The organism is Alteromonas sp. ABV4_515, assembly GCF_056160345.1.
Genome location: NZ_JBSWWZ010000010.1, coordinates 75,170 through 98,102, shown reverse-complemented (window position 1 = coordinate 98,102; position 22,933 = coordinate 75,170). Strand labels below are relative to the sequence as shown.

At 49.0% G+C, this 22,933-nt stretch carries 20 protein-coding genes; 8 read left to right on the top strand and 12 right to left on the bottom strand.

Features of this window, described 5'->3' with window-relative positions; all coding sequences use genetic code 11:
* The first annotated feature begins 2 nt into the window (after nt 1–2).
* The 3 genes from ACXAGX_RS19580 to ACXAGX_RS19570 all read left to right on the top strand — a co-directional run bounded on the left by ACXAGX_RS19580 (nt 3) and on the right by ACXAGX_RS19570 (nt 4,742).
* A complete protein-coding gene (locus tag ACXAGX_RS19580) occupies nt 3–1,580 on the top strand; it encodes a GGDEF domain-containing protein (RefSeq protein ID WP_070126191.1) in 1,578 nt (525 codons plus the stop codon).
* Between the two features lie 240 nt (nt 1,581–1,820).
* A complete protein-coding gene (locus ACXAGX_RS19575) occupies nt 1,821–3,497 on the top strand; it encodes a carbon starvation CstA family protein (RefSeq protein WP_474840443.1) in 1,677 nt (558 codons plus the stop codon).
* Between the two features lie 171 nt (nt 3,498–3,668).
* The gene (locus ACXAGX_RS19570) at nt 3,669–4,742 is read left to right on the top strand and encodes a CNNM domain-containing protein (protein ID WP_474825101.1); all 1,074 of its coding nucleotides are present in this window, start codon (nt 3,669–3,671) and stop codon (nt 4,740–4,742) included.
* A gap of 43 nt (nt 4,743–4,785) precedes the next feature.
* Here the strand turns inward: ACXAGX_RS19570 and pdsS are convergent, their stop codons facing one another.
* Nucleotides 4,786–6,963, bottom strand: a complete 2,178-nt coding sequence (pdsS, locus tag ACXAGX_RS19565; RefSeq protein ID WP_474840442.1) for a proteobacterial dedicated sortase system histidine kinase — start codon at nt 6,961–6,963, stop codon at nt 4,786–4,788.
* Nucleotides 6,964–6,969: 6 nt separating this feature from the next.
* The gene (gene pdsR / locus ACXAGX_RS19560; protein ID WP_474840440.1) at nt 6,970–7,659 is read right to left on the bottom strand and encodes a proteobacterial dedicated sortase system response regulator; all 690 of its coding nucleotides are present in this window, start codon (nt 7,657–7,659) and stop codon (nt 6,970–6,972) included.
* Nucleotides 7,660–7,955: 296 nt separating this feature from the next.
* Between pdsR and pdsO the strand changes: the two genes are divergently transcribed.
* The 4 genes from pdsO (at nt 7,956) to trmB (ending at nt 11,162) form a co-directional block, all read left to right on the top strand.
* Nucleotides 7,956–8,678 carry a sortase-associated OmpA-like protein PdsO gene (gene pdsO, locus ACXAGX_RS19555; protein WP_474840438.1) on the top strand — a complete coding sequence of 241 codons (723 nt, stop codon included), beginning with the start codon at nt 7,956–7,958 and terminating at the stop codon, nt 8,676–8,678.
* A 105-nt stretch (nt 8,679–8,783) separates the two neighbouring features.
* A complete protein-coding gene (locus ACXAGX_RS19550) occupies nt 8,784–9,713 on the top strand; it encodes an ABC transporter ATP-binding protein (protein ID WP_474825104.1) in 930 nt (309 codons plus the stop codon).
* 2 nt (nt 9,714–9,715) lie between these two features.
* Nucleotides 9,716–10,489 carry an ABC transporter permease gene (locus tag ACXAGX_RS19545; protein ID WP_474825105.1) on the top strand — a complete coding sequence of 258 codons (774 nt, stop codon included), beginning with the start codon at nt 9,716–9,718 and terminating at the stop codon, nt 10,487–10,489.
* Between the two features lies 1 nt (nt 10,490).
* The gene (gene trmB, locus ACXAGX_RS19540; protein ID WP_474825106.1) at nt 10,491–11,162 is read left to right on the top strand and encodes a tRNA (guanine(46)-N(7))-methyltransferase TrmB; all 672 of its coding nucleotides are present in this window, start codon (nt 10,491–10,493) and stop codon (nt 11,160–11,162) included.
* Nucleotides 11,163–11,198: 36 nt separating this feature from the next.
* On the opposite strand, the gene ACXAGX_RS19535 is transcribed toward trmB, so the two are convergent.
* The 3 genes from ACXAGX_RS19535 to ACXAGX_RS19525 all read right to left on the bottom strand — a co-directional run bounded on the left by ACXAGX_RS19535 (nt 11,199) and on the right by ACXAGX_RS19525 (nt 14,885).
* Nucleotides 11,199–11,750: a PH domain-containing protein gene (locus tag ACXAGX_RS19535; protein ID WP_474840436.1), complete on the bottom strand. Its 552-nt coding sequence runs from the start codon at nt 11,748–11,750 to the stop codon at nt 11,199–11,201.
* Nucleotides 11,751–11,884: 134 nt separating this feature from the next.
* Nucleotides 11,885–13,963, bottom strand: a complete 2,079-nt coding sequence (locus ACXAGX_RS19530; RefSeq protein ID WP_474840434.1) for a prolyl oligopeptidase family serine peptidase — start codon at nt 13,961–13,963, stop codon at nt 11,885–11,887.
* A 193-nt stretch (nt 13,964–14,156) separates the two neighbouring features.
* On the bottom strand, nt 14,157–14,885 hold the full coding sequence (locus ACXAGX_RS19525; protein ID WP_070126200.1) for an EAL domain-containing protein: 729 nt from the start codon (nt 14,883–14,885) through the stop codon (nt 14,157–14,159).
* A gap of 311 nt (nt 14,886–15,196) precedes the next feature.
* Between ACXAGX_RS19525 and panP the strand changes: the two genes are divergently transcribed.
* Complete coding sequence (gene panP, locus ACXAGX_RS19520) at nt 15,197–16,822, top strand: pyridoxal-dependent aspartate 1-decarboxylase PanP (RefSeq protein ID WP_474840432.1); 1,626 nt, start codon at nt 15,197–15,199, stop codon at nt 16,820–16,822.
* An 82-nt stretch (nt 16,823–16,904) separates the two neighbouring features.
* On the opposite strand, the gene panC is transcribed toward panP, so the two are convergent.
* The 7 genes from panC to sfsA form a co-directional block, all read right to left on the bottom strand.
* Nucleotides 16,905–17,753, bottom strand: coding sequence for a pantoate--beta-alanine ligase (panC, locus tag ACXAGX_RS19515; protein WP_474840430.1), 849 nt, complete (start codon nt 17,751–17,753; stop codon nt 16,905–16,907).
* A 3-nt stretch (nt 17,754–17,756) separates the two neighbouring features.
* Nucleotides 17,757–18,551 carry a 3-methyl-2-oxobutanoate hydroxymethyltransferase gene (gene panB / locus ACXAGX_RS19510; RefSeq protein WP_070126203.1) on the bottom strand — a complete coding sequence of 265 codons (795 nt, stop codon included), beginning with the start codon at nt 18,549–18,551 and terminating at the stop codon, nt 17,757–17,759.
* A 60-nt stretch (nt 18,552–18,611) separates the two neighbouring features.
* Nucleotides 18,612–19,115, bottom strand: coding sequence for a 2-amino-4-hydroxy-6-hydroxymethyldihydropteridine diphosphokinase (gene folK / locus ACXAGX_RS19505; protein WP_474825111.1), 504 nt, complete (start codon nt 19,113–19,115; stop codon nt 18,612–18,614).
* Nucleotides 19,108–20,430 (bottom strand): polynucleotide adenylyltransferase PcnB, encoded by a 1,323-nt coding sequence (gene pcnB, locus ACXAGX_RS19500; protein WP_474825179.1) that lies wholly within the window; start codon nt 20,428–20,430, stop codon nt 19,108–19,110. Before pcnB ends, folK begins: the two co-directional genes overlap by 8 nt.
* Nucleotides 20,431–20,526: 96 nt before the next feature.
* Entirely contained in the window at nt 20,527–21,438 is a 912-nt protein-coding gene (gene gluQRS / locus ACXAGX_RS19495) for a tRNA glutamyl-Q(34) synthetase GluQRS (protein WP_474840428.1), read from the bottom strand.
* A 69-nt stretch (nt 21,439–21,507) separates the two neighbouring features.
* Nucleotides 21,508–21,957: an RNA polymerase-binding protein DksA gene (dksA, locus tag ACXAGX_RS19490; protein WP_070126290.1), complete on the bottom strand. Its 450-nt coding sequence runs from the start codon at nt 21,955–21,957 to the stop codon at nt 21,508–21,510.
* Nucleotides 21,958–22,180: 223 nt separating this feature from the next.
* Nucleotides 22,181–22,882, bottom strand: a complete 702-nt coding sequence (gene sfsA / locus ACXAGX_RS19485; protein ID WP_474840427.1) for a DNA/RNA nuclease SfsA — start codon at nt 22,880–22,882, stop codon at nt 22,181–22,183.
* Nucleotides 22,883–22,933: the final 51 nt, after the last annotated feature.

Below are 22,933 nucleotides of genomic sequence, written 5' to 3'. Positions count from 1 at the left end.
TTATGTTTCTCAAACGACTCCATTTACGTGTTGCATCAATTATTGCTCTTATCGGCACCGTTATCGCTGTAGCAGGTGGCGCAATAGTCTATCAACAAAGTGAAGAGACACTGTTGACGTCGACAGACAGATTGATACAGCAGTTGGCCGATAGTACCCGCAAACCTGCTGCTATTTCGGTTTACGTTGAAGATGACATACTGGCTAAAGAGATTACCGAAGGGCTGATTAAAAATGACCTTATCCGTTCGGCTGTGGTAACCGGAAATACAGAAGATCTCGCCGTCAGTGGCACCATCCCTTCCGATGAAACCGGCATTGAAATTCAACTGGCCCATCCGTTTATTGAAGAGCAAATCATAGGTAAGTTAACTATATATCCTGCCCGCTCTTTTATTCTGGAGAATGTAAGCAATCTATCTATGCAGAGCAGTTTATCGATGCTGCTCGTCGCACTTGCCATTACCGTGGCGGTAGCCGTAGTCACCAACGAAATGTTGTCCAGACCGCTTCTTAAAATGAGTCGGGAATTCGAATCTGTAGATCCGTCTGATCCAGAAAATCTGCAAAATATTAAGCAGGGCTCTCGCCGCGAGGACGAGCTAGGGAATCTCATTAAACGAATGAACGACATGATATCAGCCACGCGCCATTTCTATCAGGAAGAAAAGTTACTACGCAAAGAAACGGAAAAACTGGAGCGTCAATTTCGTTTGCTATTTGAAAGGGCAACCATTGGCATCGCCTTAATATCATTAAAGCGCGGCGTGTTGCAGGTCAATACCGCGTTTATCGGCATGCTGGGAAAAATTGATAGCATGCAGGATTTTTGTAAAACCTTTAATGAAGAACACACGGTAAATGAAATTGTAACAGCTATTCGTTCGCAAAATGGCACCAGTCATGACTCCGCCGACCTGTCTTATTATGTAGACGGGAAAATTCGCTGGGTACATTGCCTTTTCGCTGTCGTCAGTGAGCAGCGATTAAATCGAGCCAGTGAGGGGGATGTACTTATAGAAGTGGTGGTCAATGACATTACTGAGAGAATGAAACGTGAAGAGCAGGTCCGCTTTGCAGCAGAGCATGATCCACTCACTGGCTTGCACAATCGCAGAGGGGGCGAAGCCTTCCTGCGCAACCTGATCACAGCTTCCAGTATTGATAAGCCCTTTGTACTCATGATGATTGATCTCGATAGGTTCAAGCCTATTAACGACGAGTTTGGTCATGAGGCTGGAGATAAAGTACTTGAAGCAGTGGGCAGACGAATACCCAAATTCTTCTCTGATTACACCTGCGTGTGTAGCCGTTGGGGCGGCGATGAATTTGTTGTTGGCCTGATTGCCCCGCGAAGTTTTATCAGCGACATCGATATTCAATGCAAATTACTCATCGATATGATCAGTGTGCCAGTGCCCGTTGAAGGTGTAGGAAAGTGCGCGGTGTCAGCCACTGTGGGTGCAATTTTGCTAAGGAAAGAATCGGCCGACCTGAACACATTACTGGTTAAAGCCGATGAGTTGATGTACGCGGTCAAACGGCGAAACCGTGGCGAACATCAAGTCGATACTTACTGAATTTTCCCTTCTGAATTCTGCTTTTAGAGCAACGTTATATTTATCAGGTTGAATGAACTGTTTTGTTAGATTAACGTAGTTAAAATTTAACGGCTTATAAACAATTCAGTATCTTTTATACGTGTCTGCAGCGGGAACAAAAATAATCGATGGCAGCGTGTATTTGTTAACTCGTTAAAGAAGTTTAGCGAAGCCGTAGTTAGCACAGAAAGGATGCGACTTTACCTTCAGGATATCGCTATGCAGTCAATTATGATCGTCGTGCTGGGTATCATTGGCATGTTGCTGGGATGGTTCGTTTATTCCAAATTCATTGCCAGTAAAATATTCCGTCTGGACAAAAACTTCGTAACCCCCGCTCACGAATTGCGTGACGGTGTGGACTTTGTACCTACCAATAAAGTTGTTCTGTGGGGACACCATTTTACCTCTGTAGCAGGTGCTGCGCCTATTGTCGGTCCGGCCATTGCCGTTTACTGGGGTTGGGTTCCCGCCGTACTTTGGGTGGTATTCGGCACCATGTTTTTTGCTGGTATCCACGACATGGGCGCGTTGTGGGCGAGTAGCCGCCACAAAGGTAAATCCATGGGCGCGCTGGCAGAAGACGTCATCGGTAAACGTTCCCGATCGTTGTTCATGGTGGTCGTATTCCTGGTGCTGCTAATGGTAAATGCGGTGTTTGGTGTGGTCATCGCCAAATCTTTCATTTCGCAACCTAACGCGGTATTTCCTGCCTGGATGGCAATAGTAGTTGCCCTGATTATCGGCCAACTTCTGAAGCGTAATTTCAGCCTAATTCCTATGTGTGTTGTTGGTATCATTGTGCTGTACGCCTCGGTGTTTGCGGGTAGTTACATTCCTATTGAGTTACCAGAAACACTGTTCGGCTTGTCTGCGAATGCGAACTGGATCATCATCCTGTTTATCTACGCCGCTATTGCCTCACTGCTACCTGTGTGGATGCTGCTGCAACCCCGTGACTTCATTAACGGTATGCAACTGCTGGTAGGTTTGTTCCTGCTTTACGGCGCGGTATTCTTCTCGCTGCCAGACATTACAGCTCCGGCATTTAATACCCAGACTGCGGTAGATACCCCCAGTATTATTCCGCTGCTGTTCGTAACCATTGCCTGCGGTGCGGTGTCTGGTTTCCACGGTATTGTTTCTTCAGGTACCAGCTCTAAGCAGCTGAACAAAGAAACCGATGCGCGATTTGTAGGTTATTTAGGTGCGGTAGGCGAAGGCTGTCTGGCACTCATCACCATCGTTGCGGTAAGTGGTGTGGCACTGGCTGCATCGCCTGAAGAATGGCACGAAGTGTATAGCCATTTAGGTGATGGTTCGGTGTCTGCATTCATTACCGGTGGCGCAAACCTTATTCAGCAAGGCTGGGGATTACCGGTAGATTTCTCGTCGACTATTCTGGCTACCATGGTAGTGCTGTTTGCCGGTACGACCATGGACTCGGGTGTGCGTTTACAGCGCTACATCATTCAGGAATGGGGCGAAATCTATAATATTAGCCTGCTGAAAGGTGGTTTCGTTGCTACCATGATTGCAGTAGGTACCTGTTTGCTCTTAGCCTTTGGTGCCGGTGGTTCGTCAGGTAGCGGCGGCATGATCATCTGGCCTCTGTTTGGTTCAACTAACCAAATCCTGGCTTCAATGACGCTGCTGGTGATCTCAGTGATGCTAATCAAAATGGGCCGTCCGGCGAAGTACACGTTAATCCCAATGACTTTTGTTATCGTGATGGCGTTCCTGGCTGGCGTGATCAAACTGAAAGAATACTGGCTGGCAGAAAATTATCTGCTGGTAACACTCGACGCGGTTGTTCTGGTGGTGAGTGTTCTGGTTATGCTGGAATCCTGGTCGGTAATTTCTAAATTTAAGCGTGAAAGTAAGGCGTCTCAATAACGTTTATTGACTTCTCAACGCTTCAAACGCCACCTTCGGGTGGCGTTTTTATTGGCGTTTATTTCACAGTAGAGTGAACAAACTGATCTCGGAATACGTTTTAGTAATCTGTACACTGGTTGCAATTAAACTCAATGTTGGCTGAATGGCTGGCACACAATAACGAAAATCATGTTTCTACTCATTATCTATGTTGTTATCGCCCTCGGGTTTTCTTTTCTCTGCTCTATTGCAGAAGCCGTTATTCTGAGTATCTCATCGGCTTACATCTCTGTACTTGAAAAAGAAGGCTCCCCAACCGGTCAGCAACTGCGTAGCCTGACTGACGATATCAACAAGCCCTTATCGGCCATTCTTACGTTAAATACCATCGCGCATACCATGGGGGCTGCGGGCGCAGGCGCGCAGGCTGCGGTGGTATTCGGCGATGCCTACTTGGGAATCATCAGTGCCATACTTACCCTGCTTATTCTGGTGTTCTCTGAAATTATTCCCAAGACACTCGGCGCAACTTACTGGCGTGCGTTAGCTACACCAACAGCATGGTTTTTAAAATACCTTACCTGGCTACTAACACCGTTTGTGTGGTTCTCTGAGCTAATCACCAAGGGATTTAAAGAAGAGAGTCCGTTACGGGGATTAAGTCGCAATGAATTGCAGGCAATGGCGGACGTTTCCCGGCAGGAAGGCCAGCTTGCTGAGAAAGAGAACGTGTTTTTACAGAACATGCTGAACATGTACGATGTGAAGGTGAAAGATGCCATGACGCACCGCACATCCATGTTTTCACTCTCTGAAGATCTCACTGTGGAAGGGTTCTTCCATCAGCACGCCCATATGGAATTTTCCCGCATACCGATTTATGGCGAGAACGACAGTGAGCACATCACAGGTTTTGTCATGCGCTCCGATTTGCTGCTTGCTTACGCCAGAGGAAATACCTCGAAGCAACTGAAAGACTATCGTCGCGACATGATAACCGTACTAAGCAGCATGCCCATCGCAAATGTGGTGGACTTGTTTACGGCTAAAAGAGTGCATATTTTTCTGGTGGTTGATGAATACGGTGGTCTGGAAGGAATTGTTACCCTGGAAGATACCATTGAACATCTGCTGGGCATTGAGATTGTCGATGAGAAAGACTCGACCGTCAGTATCCGACGCTATGCGCAGAATGTGGCGCGCAAGCGAACGGCGATGTTTATGAAGAATGTACCCGACAACAAAATGTCTGACGAAGAATAGTCAGACATCTACGCTTAGCCGGTATCAAAAGCAAACGCTCAGATTAGCCTTGCAGCGGTAACTGCACAACTACGCATACACCGGTATTATCTGGCAGGTTTGCCAGTTGAATGCGCCCTTTGTGGTAGCTGGCAATCATATTGGCGATAAACAGTCCCAGGCCCAGATGAGGGTGTGCGCTGGTTTTATGCCTTTCTTCATCGGGACGAACTGAGACCATCGATTGCAGTAATTGGTCGTTCATATCTTTTGGTAGTGGCGGACCGGGGTTAGTAACCGAAAGCTTCATTTGTTTGTTATCCCGCCACAGATGCACGGTAATCGTGTCACTTACGTGGCTAAATTCCACCGCATTAGCGATGATCTTATCAAACATCTGCGCGAACAAATCCGCCGAACCACGCAATTTAGCTTCCTCCAGCGATATTTTTAGCTGGAATTGACGCTCGGTAAATATATGGGCGTAACCATCCAGACAGCCAGAAACCACCGCGGCAGCATCGAAATATTCGGGTTCTTCCTGAGCGATGGCATGTTCAAGACGTGTAGCTTCACTCATGCTATTTAAAATGGTGCTCAATCGGGTAATACCGCTTTGTGCACGCTCTATGAGTACAGACTGCTGCGACGGGTCCTGAACTTGCCCAATGGTATCCAAAGAGGAACGCACCACGGCAATTGGCGTGCGTAGTTCATGAGAAAGTCGTGATGCCATGTTCTCAAGGTAGGAATTATATTGCTGCAGCCGGGACAATACATCGGAGAATGAGCGGTGCAGATCGTCAATTTCATCTACCCGGCGAACATCGGGCAGGCTACCAATGATTTTACCGTTGTCATCGATGACCGCTTCAGTATCGTCACGGAGTTTGCGGATGCGACTGGAAATGCGGTTAGCAAACAGGAATAAACTCAGCGTGCCTAAAAGCATGACCGCCAGAATAACGTGAAAAAGCTGCTCCAGAGCTCGGTTTCTCAAAGTACGGATGCCGTTAGTCGTCTGTTCAACCACCACCGCGCCCATGACATTTTCACCGATATAAATTGGATAAGCGGCTGATAAAATCACCGCTTTACTGTCTGGCGATAATCGCCACAGGGAATCTGGGGCACCGCCAAGCGCAGAGGAAATATCCTGGCCAGCCAGAGCGTAAGCGCCTTGAAGTTCGTCGACGAAGTCTGCCGGTGGACGAGTGAGAATATGGTAATAAAGCGGAAACAGGATGGTATTTTCCAGCCAGCGTACCCAGTCGTAACCGCCTTCTTGCTGGTTACGTACTTTAAAGCCCGACGCTGAATGTATCGAACCCGCCCGGGCTAGCACGCGCTTGTGGTTATCTACCACCCACACACGGGAATCAGCATATTTCAAGCCAGACAAAATACGTTCAATTTCCGGCGACGGCGTTACCACCGTGCCCATGCCGTCGGCGTTGTTGGGGTTGGCGGTGCCCACAGCGTACTGTTTAATCCGCGTTTCTGGGTTGTCTACATCTACCAGTGCAAAGGCCAGTGCACCGGTGGTCATAGCAAGAGGAAAACGTAGCTCAATGCCATAGCCTTTATCAGTGAGTTGCCAACGGCCCTGAATACGCAGTTCGTTGTCGGTGGCGCGGTAGCCATTTGCGGTGTCGTCGAGTTTAAAGGCGTTTACCCAGCCTTCACCGTAGGGAGCAATAACAAAACGCTCCAGTTCTTCTTTATCATCGATAACGCTAATAAGCAGATGATCACTTTGATCGACGGCCAACGCGTTAGTCGAACGCCAGATAACTGCATCATCTTCCACATCGAACATGGCATAGAGATACTTATCGTAGCGCCCCACCATGTGCCTGAAAGAAAGGGTTACAGGGGGAAAGTTCGTTACCTGACCAAACCATGACACCACTTGCTGCTCGCCATAAACCTGACTCAATCCCTGCACCGATTGCCAATCGCTGAACTTGCCATCTAACTGAATGGGAGACGTGATCGGCGGCGCATAAAGGTCGGTACCGGGGCGCACATCTTTGAGGTACGCAGACTGACTGTCAAACAATGCAGGGCGTTCATGCAGCGCCGTCGCCACTGCCCGGGCCGTGCCTATCATGGTCTGTTCCTGCCCAATACGCAGATACTGCTCCAACTCCCAGACATAACGGTAACCCAGCCAGGGAATGGTGAATAGAAACAGTGACAGTACCAGTAACTGCAAACGGATGGTAAAACGAAAATTCACGTGTTATCAGCCTTGCCAGCGATAGCCCATACCGTAAACGGTATCGATATGATCAAAGGTGTCATCCAATTGTACAAACTTCTTACGCATGCGTTTGATGTGAGAGGTAATAGTGGTGTCATCCACCACCATGCGGGATTCATCCATGAGTTGCTGGCGACTTTTCACATGGCCAGGGTGCTTAATGAGCGCGTGTAACATCCAGAATTCGGTCACCGTGAGGGCAACGGGCTGGGATTTCCAGCTCACGGTCATCCGGCTGACATCTACTAGCAGGTGTCCCAATTGAATTTGTTCACTTTGTTGCTTGGGCGACGACAATAAATCGGTGCGGCGAAACAACGCGGCAATCCGCGCTAACAGGTGCGCCATGCTGATATCTTTGGTGAGGTAATCGTCTGCACCCATGCGCAGGCCGCTAATGGTATCTACATCGTTATCACGGGCAGTAAAGAATATGATTGGCATGGTCTGGGATATCTGACGCAATTGCTGGCACAGCATGAAGCCGCCTTCCATTTCATCTTTAAGGCCAATATCAATGATCGCCAGGTCGGGCAGAGTATGCTCAAACGCCGCTGAAGCTGAAGGGCGGTCTGCGTAGGCATTTACCTGATAACCCTGCGCCTGCAGTGCCGCGATATAGTTTTCGCGAATGGCTACATCATCTTCGATTAGGGCAATTGTTTTTGGCATGATAATACGTGTTCCTGAATACTGAGGCGCAGCAGTGAATTGCGCAATGGCAAGACTATACACCAAGCAAACTGAACAAATCCTGATTGAGACAAAAATTCCCCGTCTCGCCACTTTTTAGCCATATTTGCCCGAATTTACCAAGCTGCAGCGGCCTCAATGGGCTAATTGACCTTTTTCATCACAATGTTCCGCCACCTTTCCCCATTTCTCCTCTGGCAAGGTCACATTGTGATTGTGTAATGCATTCCATCAGCACAGACAACCTCAAAACTGTTAAGGAAATCATGATGAACATGGCTAAGAAAACACTTATCGCTGCCGCAACCGCACTTTGTCTTAACCCAGTGGCAATGGCGAAAGACTATGAGCAAGAGAAAAGCAAAAATGCGGCTATTGGACTGGGCACCGGTATGGTGGTTGGCGCGGTGATAGCTGGCCCTATCGGCGCCGGTGTAGCAGGCATTTTAGGCGCAATGATTGGTGAGAATAAAGCGGCCACGGAAGCTCTCTCCGACAGCAGGGAAGAACTAGCGGCCAGTCAGGCAGCGCTCACTGCATCACAGAAAGAGCTATTTGCGGTGCGGGATTCACTCAATGAACTTCAGCAGCAAGCGACAATAACCCACGTGGGCCTGACGTCTTTTCCTGACGAGCAGGTGATGGCTATGGAAAGCGCCATTCAGTTCAAAACCGGCTCTGAAAATATAGAAGCGCTTTACACCGAGCAGTTGGATCTGATTGCCAAAGCCCTGCGCAGCCATAAAGGGCTGGCGGTGCGACTCACCGGTTACGCTGATTACCGCGGTGATAGCGACTTTAACCAACTGTTGTCAGAGCAGCGCGCAAACGCAGTAAAAACAGCACTCATCGAGCGTGGTGTAAGCAGCGAGCAGATTTCTCTGCTGGCGGTGGGCGAGGCGGGCAGTACCAGTAACTCGCCGGAAAGTACCTTCTTTGATCGCAAAGTGGTAATGCAAATTATGCCTGACGAAAACGGCATGACCGCGCAGCGATAAATCCCTTTCGTTGTTCCTACCAACCGCAACGTTTAGCGCCCGCAACGGGCGCTTTTTTCATGGTAAACTAACCGGCTGAAATATGAATTAAAAGACGGGCAGAGCATGAAAGCGCTGGATATAAACGATCTTAAAAAAGTCTACAAAGGTGGCGTGCAGGCATTGCGCGGTGTCAACCTGGAAGTAGATGAGGGTGACTTCTTCGCCCTGCTGGGGCCAAACGGCGCCGGTAAATCCACTACCATCGGTATTATCAGTTCACTGGTGAATGCTTCAGAAGGCGAAGTGAAAGTGTTTGGCTTCGATTTGAACACGCAGAAAGAGCAGGCAAAATCCTGTATCGGACTGGTACCGCAGGAATTCAACTTCAACCAGTTTGAAACGGTACTGCAAATTGTACTGAATCAGGCAGGGTATTACGGCGTGCCACGTGGTGTTGCCAAAGAGCGAGCCGAGAAATATCTCAAGCAACTCGATTTGTGGGAAAAGCGCGACATGGCTGCGCGCACCTTGTCTGGCGGTATGAAACGTCGCCTGATGATAGCTCGTGCGCTGATGCATGAACCTAAGCTACTTATTCTTGATGAACCTACCGCCGGCGTGGATATTGAAATTCGTCGCTCCATGTGGGATTTCCTCAAAACCATCAACGAGCAGGGTATTACCATTATCCTCACTACCCACTATCTGGAAGAGGCGGAAATGCTGTGCCGTAATATTGCCATCATCGACAAAGGCACCATTGTTGAGAACACCAGCATGAAAGCGCTGTTGTCTAAGCTCACGCTGGAAACCTTTGTACTGGACTTAGGTGAGTACACTGCCAAGCCGGTAGTTGCTGGCTATCAGACCCGCTTTATCGACGACACTACGCTGGAAGTAGATGTAGAGAAAAGTGAAGGGTTAAACCCGGTGTTCTCTCAGCTTACTGAGCAGGGCGTACCGGTACTGAGTATGCGGAACAAGTCGAACCGTCTGGAAGAATTATTTGTGACCTTAGTTGAATCGGGTCGTCAGGCACAGAAGGAGGCGTAAGCATGCACGGACAAAATAACTGGATTGCACTGAACACGATCTGGATAAAAGAATGTACCCGTTTTCTGCGCATCTGGGTGCAAACGCTGGTGCCACCGGCCATCACCATGTCACTGTATTTCGTGATTTTCGGTAACCTGATAGGTAACCGTATTGGTGAAATGGGTGGCTTTACCTACATGGAATTTATCGTTCCTGGTCTTATCATGATGTCGGTGATCACCAACTCCTACGCTAACGTTTCGTCATCGTTCTTCAGCGCAAAATTTCAACGCAATATTGAAGAGCTGCTGGTGGCACCGGTGCCAACCTGGGTAATCATTTTTGGTTATGTAGGTGGCGGTGTTGCGCGGGCCATCCTCATTGGCATCATTGTTACCGCGGTGTCTATGTTCTTTGTGGACGTGAATATTCACAGTTTCACCGCCATTATCGTTACCCTGCTTTTAACCTCAACGTTGTTTGCTACGGCGGGTCTGGTGAATGCGCTATACGCAAAAACCTTTGATGACATCAGTATGGTGCCTACCTTTGTGCTGACGCCGCTAACCTATCTCGGCGGTGTGTTTTATTCATTGTCCTTATTGCCTGAATTCTGGCAAACAGTCAGTAAAGCCAATCCGATTGTGTATATGGTTAACGGTTTCCGTTACGGCTTTCTGGGTGTGTCTGATGTAAACGTGTCTGTGTCCATCGGCATTCTGATTGGTTTCAATATTCTGCTGTACGGTATTGCGCACTATCTGCTGACTAAAGGTCGCGGTATCCGGAGTTAATGTGAGTTCAGGTAATTCCCGGGAAGTCCTGACTAATCAGCAGGGCATTCATGATAAACTGGATGAGCTGGTGGCCCGTTATCGCACCAGCGAGAACAGGCGTCCGATCAGCGACCACACACGCGAGACCTTTAACGATGTGTGCGCTTGGCTCGATGGCTGGCAGGGTGATGTGATCCTCGACTCGTGCTGCGGCGTGGGCGAAAGCACAGCCAATCTGGCTGCGCGGTTCCCCGATGCGCGGATTATTGGCATAGATAAATCTGCACTGCGGGTGGGCAAACACGAGTATTATCAGTCTGAAAATCAGAACTACGCCGTGTTTCGTGCTGATGTGAATGATTTCTGGCGTCTGGCTAGGGATACAGACTGGAATATCGTACGGCACTTTTTGCTGTACCCCAACCCGTACCCGAAGTCAGCGCAAATTCAGAAACGCTGGTATGCATCGGCGGCCATGGTGGATTTAATGGCGCTGACGCCGAATATCGAGGTGCGCAGTAACTGGCTGCTGTATCTGCTGGAGTTTGGCCGGGCGGCAACGCACTACGGCCTTTCCAGTGATGTAGCCGAAATCACTGGTGATGATCACATGACGCCGTTTGAGCGCAAATACCGCGATAGCGGCCAGACTTGCTGGCAGCTCAATGTGTATCACGACGAAGCTGAATAGATGTACTCACTGAGAAAACAAAACGGACTGAAATATTCAGTCCGTTTTTTTTGTGTCTATCAATTGGGATAGCAAGCCTTCGATGCGTTGTACGCTTGCGGTCAGGGCGGCTAAATCCGATGTGTCGGCTGGTTGCTTCGTGTCGCTCACAGGTGGGCTTGAGGGCTTGCCAGCGAGGTTCTCTTTTTGCTCCAGTATCAATTCACGAAAATGTTCCGCGTCGACCACACCCAGCAAAGATACTAGCGCCCCCATACCGGATTGCCCTGCCGTTTCGAAACTCAGTTTATGAATGTTGAATGCACGCATGATAGGGCCTTGGGCCAGAGACACATCGGTGATCTTATCCAGTGGAATGGTTTTTTCTTCTTTATTGAACACGCCCCGTTTGACGATGAGTTTGCGTTCGGTGAGGGTGGCAGAAATCGACGCGAGCACGCGTCCGGCGCACAAAAAGAAAATAGGTATTGAGAGTACAAGTAAAGGAATACCAACCACTGTCACGGTGGAAATTAGCAGCAAATTGATTAGCCAGTAGGTTTTTACTGCCGGGTTCATCTGTGCATTGAATAAGACGTTTTCTGCCATGGCTGTCATCCTTTATGCCTCAAAGCCTCTATCATAGCGGTGTTTCCTATTTGCGGTGAGGAAAAACTGTAAGCAGGTTTGTAGTGGCATACAAAAAGGCCACATTACGTGGCCTCAACGGTTTTTGTGAACAACTAGTGCTGAGCAGAAGGTGCCACCCGAGATTCTTTATCTTCAGAAGACGGATATTTCTCAAACCAGGCCAGCACATGCTTAATCTTACTGATCATCTGACTGGGGCGGTTAGAGATGAAGTGGTAAGAGCCAGGCATCTCAACCAGTGCAGTATCGATATTACGAATTTTCAGAGCACTGTAGAGTTGCTTGGCTTCAGACAGCGGTGTCCGCATGTCCGCATCGCCCACCATCACCAGTGTAGGCGTTTGAATGTTGCCAACCAGTGATACAGGCGAGAACTTCCAGTAAGTTTCAGGGTTTTCCCATACTTGCCCAGGATAACGGTAATCTGCATACATGTAGTAGTTGTCTGCTGACAGCAATTTACTTATCCAGTTCATCACCGGCTTTACCACGGCAGCCGCTTCGAAACGGTTATTTTTGCCAATCATCCAGGCGCTCATGATACCGCCAGCACTGCCGCCGGTGACATAGAGTTTGTCTTCGCTGGTATAGCCAAGACGAATCATCTCATCAACGCCGTCCATTACATCCTGATAGTCCTCACCGGGATAGTTATTAAACAGCAGGTTGGCGAACTCTTCACCGTAGCTGGTGCTACCCCGGGGATTCGGATAAAACACCACATAACCAGCGCTGGCGAACAGCTGAATTTCCGGCGAGAAGCGATCGCCATAGTTGGAAATTGGGCCGCCGTGGTTTTCTACGATAAGCGGGTAGGTTTTACCTTTTTCGTAGTCCGGTGGGAATACTACCCAGCCCTGAATATCACGACCATCTGCTGTGGATTTGTACCAAACCTCTTCCACTTTTCCGAGGTTTCGGTATGCCAGCACATCTTCGTTCAACCCTGTGAGTAATTTGGGTTTCTTACGACCTTCAATCAGCGCGACGTCGGCCGGGCGATATGCTGTGGTGTAGGTGTAAGCAATATCACCTTCGTCATTCACACTGAAACTGCCGCCGCCATAAGGGCGGGCTACGGTAGTGCCGCCCACATTATCAGACAATTTGGTTACTTTACCCTTCAGAGTGGTAGACGCGATTTTGGTATTGCCGTGATTGTCGTATTGGAAATAGAGGCCGCTGTCGGTCCAGCTAAGGCTCCGGAGAGAGCGGTCAAGGCCAGTGTCGATTTCTCGTTTATCTGAACCGTCTACGTTCATTACATAAAGACGGGTAACCTGATAAGCTTGCACTTTATCAGGGTGTCCCAACCAGGCAATTTGCTTACCATTGGGTGAAACTACTGGAGAGTGATCTGGCCCCGGATTCTCCGTTAGCTTACTGATTTCACCGCTGGTGATATCCACGCTGAAAATATCGGTATTGCGGAACTGACGCTCAAAATCTGCCTCACGGTTAGCAGAGAAAACCAGTGCTTTGCCATCGGGCGTCCACTGTGGCTGGCCGCGATAATGAAAATTGCCGCTGGTTACCTGACGGGGCGTACCACCCTCTGCCGGTACCACAAAATAGTGACTGAAACCTGGCTCAATATAGCCCCGACCATCCTGCTCGTACTTGAGGCGGTCGGTAATGCGCGGATTGTCTGCCCATTTGGCACCTTTCGGCTTGGCTGGCATGGTCACCAGTACCGGAGGCTTTTCCGGCACCAGGGTTGAGAATGCCAGTTGTTTGCCGTCTGGCGACCAACTGAGGCCAGAGGGCGAGCGCTCAAGTTCAGTAATGCGCGCGACTTTGCCGCTTTTTATCCAATAGACAAATATTTCGCTGCCATTTTTGCCACTGCTCACATAGGCCAGGCGAGTGCCGTCGGGCGACCAAACGGCACTGCCTTCGCTGATATCTTTATCGGTTAGTTTCATATGATGATTGCCGTCAGCATCAATCAGCCACAGACGACCCTGCCGGGAATCTGTCATCACATCCATAAAGTTACGGCTATAAACGATGGTTTCTCCATCGGGAGAGATTTGTGGATCAGATGCCCATTCCAGGTCGAATACGTCCATGTCCTGAAATGCGGGTTTGGTCTGAGCTGCGCTCTGGCTGCTAAACAGTAATCCGGCAGAAAGCACCAGTAATGCTTTAGCGGTTTCTTTGGTAGTCAAAATATTGCCCCTGGTAAGTACTTATTGTTGTATTTGTTCGTCATGCTGGTCGCCCCAGAGTAATAAGGCTGACGTCAGTGACTTAAAAGTGTTTTAACCTATCCGCATCAGAGCGTCAGTCAATTTGAGGTATGTGTAGCAGAGAAGCCGATAAGTGGATGAGAGCAGCGGCCGTATTGGCCGCCGCGAGGGATTAATGTGCCGTAGCGGTATTGGGTTGCGGCGAAGGTTCACAGAATACAAAGCCTTGAGCGTACTGAATAGGCATGCTCATGACTTTCTCTAAGGTGTCGGCATCTTCAATGTGCTCGGCAACAATGCTCATATGACGCTCTTTTGCTAAATCGCAAACGCTCAATACAAAGTCTTCAATGGCTGAATGCTGGTCGAGGCGGCGCAGCAGGCTCCCGTCTAGCTTTACACCGCGTAGGGGCAGGTTCATCAGGTTGCGGATATTAGCGCTTTGTTTGCCTAGGTTGTCGATGAATACGCCCATTCCACTGTGCAAAGACTTATCAATAAAGCGCTTTAGCTTATCGTAATGCTTAAAGGCCACATCGGCACTCACCTCAACACTTACCCGGGACGGATTGGGATAGTTTGCCAATTGCGCAATCAAAGAGTGAAGCAGATCATCGTTTTCCAAATCGCTGGCATCAAGATTAATATTCCAAGGGGTATTGGAATCTTCGAAATAGACAGCGCTTTTGCAAAACATCATTTCAGCAAGCTGCTGAACATGATTATGACGCTCAATTAAATAAAGAAAATCGCTGGGTAAAAATACTCGCTGCTCTGGAGTAACTAGACGTGCCAGACACTCATAGCGCCATACTCTTTCAGACCGGATATCGACGATAGGTTGAAAGTAAGGCACAATAGCATCCAGAGTGTAGTTATCTGTTATTTCTCGAAATGGCATGTCACTCGCCTCTGGCTATTCCTCATCTTTTCACTATAGCAGAGGTTGTCAGATTGCCCATTCTCTATTTTTACCGTTCGTAGCGGAAACGGTGATGATGGTCGATAGTTACCATCATGTTGGCGGTATATCACGACAGCTTAATTCGACTGCCTCTTGGCGTTCGAGGGTTTCTGGGGTAAAGTTCCGCACTTTGTAAGATGCGTGCTAAGTTTTCATGGTTACTGACGAAGTGAGTCAGGGAGTGGTAAACGCCGTCCATTACAGTGGCGTAGCGCGGTTTGCTCCGAATTAAATAAGAGGTGTGTGGAGTGGGTGAAGCTCAAGTTAGTCTGAAACATCTGTTTCGGGTCTTTACCAAGCCTGAACACAAAGACTCAAAGCTTGCACAAATCGAACAGCATTTGTCAGATAACATTCTGGATTTCTTATCCCAGCATGTGGTGACAAAGAAGACGTCTCTTGAAGAGATTGAACAGGATTTCTCCGATGCTTTTGTACCGGAGTCACCTGAGTTCGTGTCGTCTCATGCCGAAAACTTGCTCGACAAACTGGTCGCGCATTCTGTTAATACTTATTCCCCGACCTTTATTGGTCACATGACTTCTGCGCTTCCTTATTTTCATTTGCCGCTAGCCAAGCTGCTGGTGGGGCTGAATCAGAACCTGGTGAAAATTGAAACCTCCAAAGCGTTTACCCCGCTGGAGCGTCAGGTGTTGGGAATGATGCACAACTTAGTGTATGGGCAAGAAGACAGCTGGTATCAGCAATATCTGCACAGCGCCCGTCATGCGCTGGGGGCGTTTGGTTCCGGTGGCACGGTTGCGAACATTACTGCATTGTGGGTTGCACGCAATAAAATGCTGGTCGCGGATAAGGGCTTTGCCGGTGTGGCTAAATCAGGTTTAGCTGCGGCGTACCGTCACTACGATATCAATCAGATGGGCGTCATGTGCTCCCGTCGGGGTCATTATTCACTGTCTAAAGCGGTGGATGTACTCGGTATTGGCCGTGACAACCTGATCACATTGCCGTGCCCGCAGCAAACACTATCGCCTGAGCAAGCGCTGGCCGAAGGTAAGCGCTATCAGGAAGAGGGAAATAAACTATTGGCGCTGGTGGGGATCGGTGGTACCACTGAGACCGGCCACGTAGACCCTCTGGATGAATTAGCTGATGTGGCCAGAGAACTGGGGTGCTGGTTCCATGTTGATGCTGCCTGGGGCGGTGCGACGTTGTTTTCAGAAACCTATCGCTCACGCTTAAAAGGCATTGAACGAGCAGATTCAGTCACCATCGACGCGCACAAGCAAATGTATGTGCCGATGGGCGCGGGTATGGTGCTGTTTAAAAACCCGGAAGATGCGAATAACGTGCGTCATCATGCTCAATACATTTTGCGCCAGGGCTCAAAGGATTTAGGTGCGACTACCCTGGAAGGCTCCCGGAACGGTATGGCTATGATGGTGTATTCGTCGCTGCATATCTTCGGTCGCCGTGGTTATGAGCTGCTGATAGACGAAAGCATCAAGAAGGCCCGTAAGTTCGCCGACATGATTAAAGCCCATCCAGATTTCGAGCTGGTGACTGCGCCAACCTTATCTATTTTAACTTATCGTGTGTGTCCGCCGGTTATTCAGGAAAAACTGAAAACGGCTGATGAAGGTGAGAAGAACCATATCAATCACAAGATTGATGCGCTGGTGGTGAATGTGCAGAAGCTACAGCGTGAAGCCGGTAAGTCATTTGTTTCTCGAACCCGATTGGAAAATCCTGACTTTAATTCACGCCCGATCACCGTATTTCGTGTGGTCATGGCGAATCCATTGACTACAGAGCAAGATCTTAAAAACATTCTTGCAGAGCAATCTAAAATTGCCCATGCACGCCACCTCTGGAAAGAGCTGGAAAAAAGTGAGTCATCACTAACAAGTTAGTGGTTAGTATTGGCTTGTATAAAAAAACCGCAAAAATTGCGGTTTTTTTGTAGGCAAATTTAGGTGAGCCAACGGGCCGTACTTACACGCTGAAATAGAGGTTATCAATCAGTCGTGTAGTCCCTAAATACGCAGCGACCAGAATCACCAGGCTTTCTGTTTCAGCGTCGGCATCGCTTAAGTCGGTAGCATTCTTAACCGCGAGATAATCCGTTTTGAATCCGGCTTGATTAATTTTGCCAACAAACCCTTCAGTCAGGGCGGCGTAATCATTATTGCCGGCGAGGACAGACGCCTTCATTTCGCTAATCAGCTTATATAGTTGAGGCGCCAGTTCGCTTTCTGCGTCGGTCAGGTAGCCATTGCGGGAACTCATGGCGAGGCCACTGGCTTCACGCTCTGTGGGAACGCCAATGATTTCCAGGTTCATCGACAAATCCTTTGCCATTAAGCGAATGACCTGCAGTTGTTGAAAGTCTTTTTCACCGAAGAAAGCGATGTCCGGAGCTACCATATTAAAGAGTTTACACACGATGGTGGCTACCCCTCGGAAGTGTCCGGGACGGCTGGCACCACAGAGGATGTCGGAAATGCCTGGCACCTGAACAAATGTTTGCTGCTCCAGTCCACGAGGATACATCTCAGCAACTGAAGGCAAAAATACTGCAGCAACGCCAGCGGCTTCGAGCTTGGCTTTATCGGCATCCAGGGTGCGCGGATAATTGTCCAAATCTTCGTTTTTGCCAAACTGCATGGGGTTCACAAAAATCGACACAACCACTTCGTCGCATTTCGCTTTAGCAGCGTGAACCAGTTGCAAATGGCCATCGTGAAGGTTCCCCATAGTAGGAACGAACCCCACAACTTTCCCTTGTTTGCTCCATTCACGGCGCTGGGCGCGTAGAGCATTTACAGTAGTCAGTGATTTCATGGATTACTCGAAGCTATGTTCTGGGCCAGGGAATGCACCGCTTTGTACATCTTCAATGTACTTTTGTACGGCCTTGCGCATATCTCCGGTTTCAACGAGGAAGTTCTTAGAAAATTTCGGCATGTAGTTGGCTGAAATGCCGAACATGTCGTGCATTACCAGTACCTGACCGTCGGTTTGTGCTCCCGCACCTATACCAATAACAGGAATAGACAGGGCTTCGGAAACAGTTTTTGCCAGCGAGGTGGGCACGCATTCCAGAACCAGCATTTGTGCACCGGCCGCTTCCAATGCTTTGGCATCAGCAAGTAACTTAGCCGCTTTATCTTCTTCGCGCCCTTGTACTTTAAATCCTCCAATAACGTGTACAGACTGAGGCGTTAAGCCGAGATGGCCGCAAACCGGAACGCTACGTTCTACTAAGCCGCTAATGGTTTCCGCCAACCAGGTGCCACCTTCAATTTTTACCATACTGGCACCCGCGGCCATGATCTTCGCCGCATTTTCGTAAGCAGCGACAGGCGTGGGATACGACATGAATGGCATATCGGCAACCACGAAGGCACGCTGCGTACCTTTACGTACGGCGCGGGTATGATAGGCAATGTCGTCGACGGTTACTGGCAAGGTGTCATCTTCGCCTTGTAAAACCATGCCCAGAGAGTCGCCAATAAGCAGAATATCAACATTTTGCTCATCGAACATTTTGGCAAAGCTGGCGTCGTAGGCCGTTAACATCGTTATTTTTTCACCGGCGGCTTTTTTCTTTTGCAGGCCAGAAATGGTGATTTTTTTCATAGAACAACCTCAGTTGGCACAACCGACACAGGCAATTGGCGATGTGCGAACCATTCGGATTTATGCCTGAGTAGAAGGCGTCAGGCGTCGAAGTCCATCAAGATTGCAGCGAGATACCCATAAGGCGATAGGATTGCCGTCAGGCATGATCATTGATGGGGCAATTTCAAATAATGGAACCATCACGAATTCCCGCTCGGGCATGCCGTAGTGGGGAAGGGTGAGTTCCTCGGTATTCATTTCCACATTGCCGTAAAGCAATATGTCGAGATCCAGTGTCCGTGGACCCCAGCGTTCGGCTTTACGTTCCCGGCCGTGTTCTTTTTCAATGCGCTGTAGTTGGTGCAATAACGTCACTGGTTCCAGCGATGTTTCTAGCAGACAAACCGCATTCAGGTAGTCGGGCTGGTCTTGTGGTCCCATAGGCGATGAGCCATACACAGACGAGCGGGCAAGTACCCGGGTTTGGTCCAGCGCCGCCATTTCACTGCAAGCCGCTTCCAACAGTGCACCAGAGTCGCCAAGGTTACTGCCCAGGCCAATATACACGTGTTCTTTATGCATTGTCGGCGTCCCGCTTAGCCGGTGAGCGACGGCGACGTTTACGTGGTCTTGGGGCACTGCCTCCTTCCGCTTGGCGCAGGGTGTTTAGCAGCTTTTTCTGCTTACCCGGATCGGCATGTTGGAATTCTGTCCACCAGTCGGCCAGCTCCATGGTATCACCGCCTTCAATTTCACCACGAACATGCAGGAAATCGTAGCCAGCGCGGAATTTGGGGTGCGAAAGCAACTGGAATGCACGGCGGCCAAAACGACGAGGCAAGCGTTGCTGCAAAATCCAGATATCGCGTATCACTGTAGAGAAGCGTTTCGGAATCATAATGCGCTGAGTTTGACGGTGAATGACTTCACCGGCAGCAATGTTGAACGCATCGTGCTGGTTCAGGCCACTTTCTGCCTGTAGCTTCTGTGCATGTTCTTCCAGCGGATACCACAACAGTGCCGCATACAGGAAAGCCGGTGTTACGCGCTGATTGCTATTAATGCGCTCGTCGGTGTTTTCCAGTACTTTGAGAATAAATTGAAACTCGCGGCTTTCCGGGTTCTTCACAATGGTTTCTAACTGTGGGAAGAGCGGTGCCAGCAAGCCAAACTGCTGAAGCATTTTGAACGTTTTTACCCCAGCCCCCGCGAGAAACAGTTTTAGGGTTTCTTCAAATAAACGTGCGGGTGGAATATTGGCCAGCAAATGTGCCAGCTCGGGAATAGGTTTGGCAGTGCGAGGGGTAATGGTCATGTCGAGCTTTGCGGCAAAGCGCACCGCACGAATCATTCGAACCGGATCTTCACGGTAGCGGGTTTCCGGGTCGCCAATTAACTCAACTTCACGCTTCGCAATGGCTTTGCGGCCATTGGCAAAATCCGTCACGCTGAAATCAGCCACACTGTAATACATGGCATTGAAGGTAAAGTCACGGCGTTCGGCATCTTCTTCGATGCTACCGAAAACATTGTCTCTGACTAACTGGCCCTGTGCATCTTGCTGACCCAGTTTATCGTTGTCTTCACCATCGCTGTGATGCCCTCGAAACGTGGCAACTTCAATGATTTCACGCCCAAACACGATGTGTGCTAAGCGGAAGCGACGGCCAATCAGACGGCAGTTTTTGAACAGCCCTTTAATTTGCTCTGGTGTGGCATTCGTAACCACATCAAAATCTTTTGGCTTCTGGCCCAGCATGAGGTCGCGGACACAGCCGCCTACCAGGTAAGATTCAAAGCCAGATTTATTGAGGCGATACATCACTTTCAGCGCGTTATCACTGATATCTTCCCGTGAAATCCCGTGTTCTGCACGGGGAAGGGTAAAGGCCTGTATTGCCGCTTCTGAGGCCGAGTCCTTGTTAAGAACCCGTTTTACCGTTTTTAACACGCGCGTAATGATGATGCTGTCTCCAAAAAAATGGGGCTGAAACTAAAAAGTCGTATGATAAGTGGATTCTGTTGCAGCGACAATAATTTCCCGCTGCCGAGGAAGTTTATCACAATTCCAGTGCTCAATTGCCCATTGTAGCACGCCGTTTACCGATTCGTTTAGCAGGCTATTCGGTACAGGCAAACCGAGAAAGGCCAGTGCCCGGTGAAGGTTTTCTGCTGCATGGGCATTGTCTAATGCCGTGGCATGGTTCTGCTTGCTTAGCTTTCTACCTTCGGCAATAGAAGCTACCGGAATATGAGCATAGCGGGGAGGAACTTCATTTAGCAAGGCATACAGGCTGAGATGCGTCGCAGTGGTGGTAAGTAAGTCGCTGCCGCGCACAATATCGGTAATACCTTGAAAAATATCATCCAGCACTACAACCAGGTTATAAGAAAACAGGCCGTCCCGTCGCTTAAGTACCGTATCTTCCAGAGCGTGTTCATCTTTTACCGTAATATCGCCGAGTATACGGTCGCGAAACTGGTTTACCGGCATATCTAGTTTCAGCCGTATCGCCGCCCCTTCACTGCTATGCTGACTGTGGCGACACGTCCCCTGATAAATACCACCGGTTTCCTTAATCTTTTTGCGCGTACAGGTGCAATAATACGCCATACCTTGGGCGACAAGTTTATCTACTACGGCTTGATAACGCGCGTGTTGCTGTGACTGGTAAATCACCTCACCGTCCCACGTTAAACCGTGAGCTTCAAGGGTTTGTAGTATGAGCTGGTCTGCGCCGATAATGCATCTGGGTTCATCGATATCTTCCATGCGAAGCAACCATTTACCATGATTAGCACGGGCATCGAGAAAACTGGCTAGCGCGGCAACAAGAGAGCCGAAATGGAGCGGGCCGGAAGGCGAGGGAGCAAATCTGCCGATGTAAAGGGAGGAACCGGTCATGATTTTAAGCGTAAAAAAGTTAGAAGTGCAGATCCAAGACCTGCACCTTCTTAAATAACAAAGCAGAGATTAGCCTTGCAGCTGTTTCTCTTTGATCTCAGCCATGGTTTTGCAGTCGATGCATAAGTCAGCAGTCGGACGTGCTTCCAAACGACGGATACCAATTTCGATACCGCACTGATCACAGAAACCGAAATCATCGTCTTCGATGCGACGCATGGTTTTCTCAATTTTCTTAATCAGTTTACGTTCACGGTCACGTGTACGCAGTTCAAGGCTGAATTCTTCTTCTTGAGCGGCACGGTCTACCGGATCAGGGAAGTTAGCAGCTTCGTCTTTCATGTGCGTTACTGTGCGATCAACTTCTTCACGCAATTGGTCACGCCAGGCTTTCAGCAACAAACGGAAATGTTCCATTTGTGCATCGTTCATGTACTCTTCGTCAGGCTTTGGCTGGTAAGGCGCAAGGCCGGCTAAGGCTAAAAGGCCCAGGGATTTCGTTTCTTTTCCTGTTGGCATGTGCCACATCTCCTACACTACGACACCCATAGTTATTGTCCTGAACAACCCAGTATCTATAGCAGAATCACTATGTTCAGGCAACGTTGGTGTCAAAGTTACCCTTCCGTTAATCACTGCATCCAATGCTTATCGATGCAAAGCGCCGGTGGCGTTTATACACCACTACGGTAAAAAGCAATGCGCAAATATGGCGTCCATCTGCGAAATTGCAACTACTTTTTCACAAAATAACAGGGAGTGTTTGATTTACTTTGATATTTTGTTCGTTGATCTCGCAGCCCACCGCGATTATCCGCATGCCTTTTCCATGAGCATCGTTTACGGCGGCAGCATATTTAGGATCAATATGTTCTGCTGGGCGCACGTTGGTAATACCGGTGTGTTGTACACAGAACACCAATGTGGTTGCCACCCCGCTGGCCGCTAAGTTACCTAATGTCTCACAATGTTTTGCTCCCCGGTCGGTTTTCGCGTCCGGAAAGTAGCCCTTATTATCGGACAGAAGTGTGACAGACTTTACTTCTATATAAGCATCGCCTGCATCTGTATAAACGCAAAAGTCGAAACGACTGTCTGCGCCTGGCGGTGTCACCTCAGCTTTCCACCCATTGATCGCAGAAAAAGCAGGGATGACCTTGTTATCCAGTGCCTCCGCTACCAGTTTATTAGCATTGTGGGTGTTTATGCCGATAAAATCGCTATTAAAGGTTTTAGCCAGTTCCCAGGTGTAGCCGAGTTTTCGCTTCGGATTATTTGAAGGGGACAGATAAACGTCGAACCCTGGCTCGGCGCAGCCTGTCATGGCACCAGTGTTAGGGCAATGGGCAACCACTATTTCGCCGTTGTCGAGTTCGACATCAGCCAAAAATCGTTTGTACCGACGAATAAGCTTTCCGTGTAGTAACGGCGTAGTAAACTGCATACAGACCACAAATTATTTTGATTTAAATAAAGGCATGCTGAATTTCATACC

Coding starts and splice junctions, on each gene's coding strand:
- pdsR (WP_474840440.1), bottom strand. CDS start 7,659: ATGCCAAAAACAATTGCCCTAATCGAAGATGATGTAGCCATTCGCGAA.
- dksA (WP_070126290.1), bottom strand. CDS start 21,957: ATGCCAACAGGAAAAGAAACGAAATCCCTGGGCCTTTTAGCCTTAGCC.
- pdsO (WP_474840438.1), top strand. CDS start 7,956: ATGGCTAAGAAAACACTTATCGCTGCCGCAACCGCACTTTGTCTTAAC.
- sfsA (WP_474840427.1), bottom strand. CDS start 22,882: ATGCAGTTTACTACGCCGTTACTACACGGAAAGCTTATTCGTCGGTAC.
- panB (WP_070126203.1), bottom strand. CDS start 18,551: ATGAAAAAAATCACCATTTCTGGCCTGCAAAAGAAAAAAGCCGCCGGT.
- ACXAGX_RS19580 (WP_070126191.1), top strand. CDS start 3: ATGTTTCTCAAACGACTCCATTTACGTGTTGCATCAATTATTGCTCTT.
- ACXAGX_RS19570 (WP_474825101.1), top strand. CDS start 3,669: ATGTTTCTACTCATTATCTATGTTGTTATCGCCCTCGGGTTTTCTTTT.
- ACXAGX_RS19575 (WP_474840443.1), top strand. CDS start 1,821: ATGCAGTCAATTATGATCGTCGTGCTGGGTATCATTGGCATGTTGCTG.
- ACXAGX_RS19550 (WP_474825104.1), top strand. CDS start 8,784: ATGAAAGCGCTGGATATAAACGATCTTAAAAAAGTCTACAAAGGTGGC.
- ACXAGX_RS19525 (WP_070126200.1), bottom strand. CDS start 14,885: ATGCCATTTCGAGAAATAACAGATAACTACACTCTGGATGCTATTGTG.
- panC (WP_474840430.1), bottom strand. CDS start 17,753: ATGAAATCACTGACTACTGTAAATGCTCTACGCGCCCAGCGCCGTGAA.
- ACXAGX_RS19545 (WP_474825105.1), top strand. CDS start 9,716: ATGCACGGACAAAATAACTGGATTGCACTGAACACGATCTGGATAAAA.
- ACXAGX_RS19535 (WP_474840436.1), bottom strand. CDS start 11,750: ATGGCAGAAAACGTCTTATTCAATGCACAGATGAACCCGGCAGTAAAA.
- folK (WP_474825111.1), bottom strand. CDS start 19,115: ATGCATAAAGAACACGTGTATATTGGCCTGGGCAGTAACCTTGGCGAC.
- gluQRS (WP_474840428.1), bottom strand. CDS start 21,438: ATGACCGGTTCCTCCCTTTACATCGGCAGATTTGCTCCCTCGCCTTCC.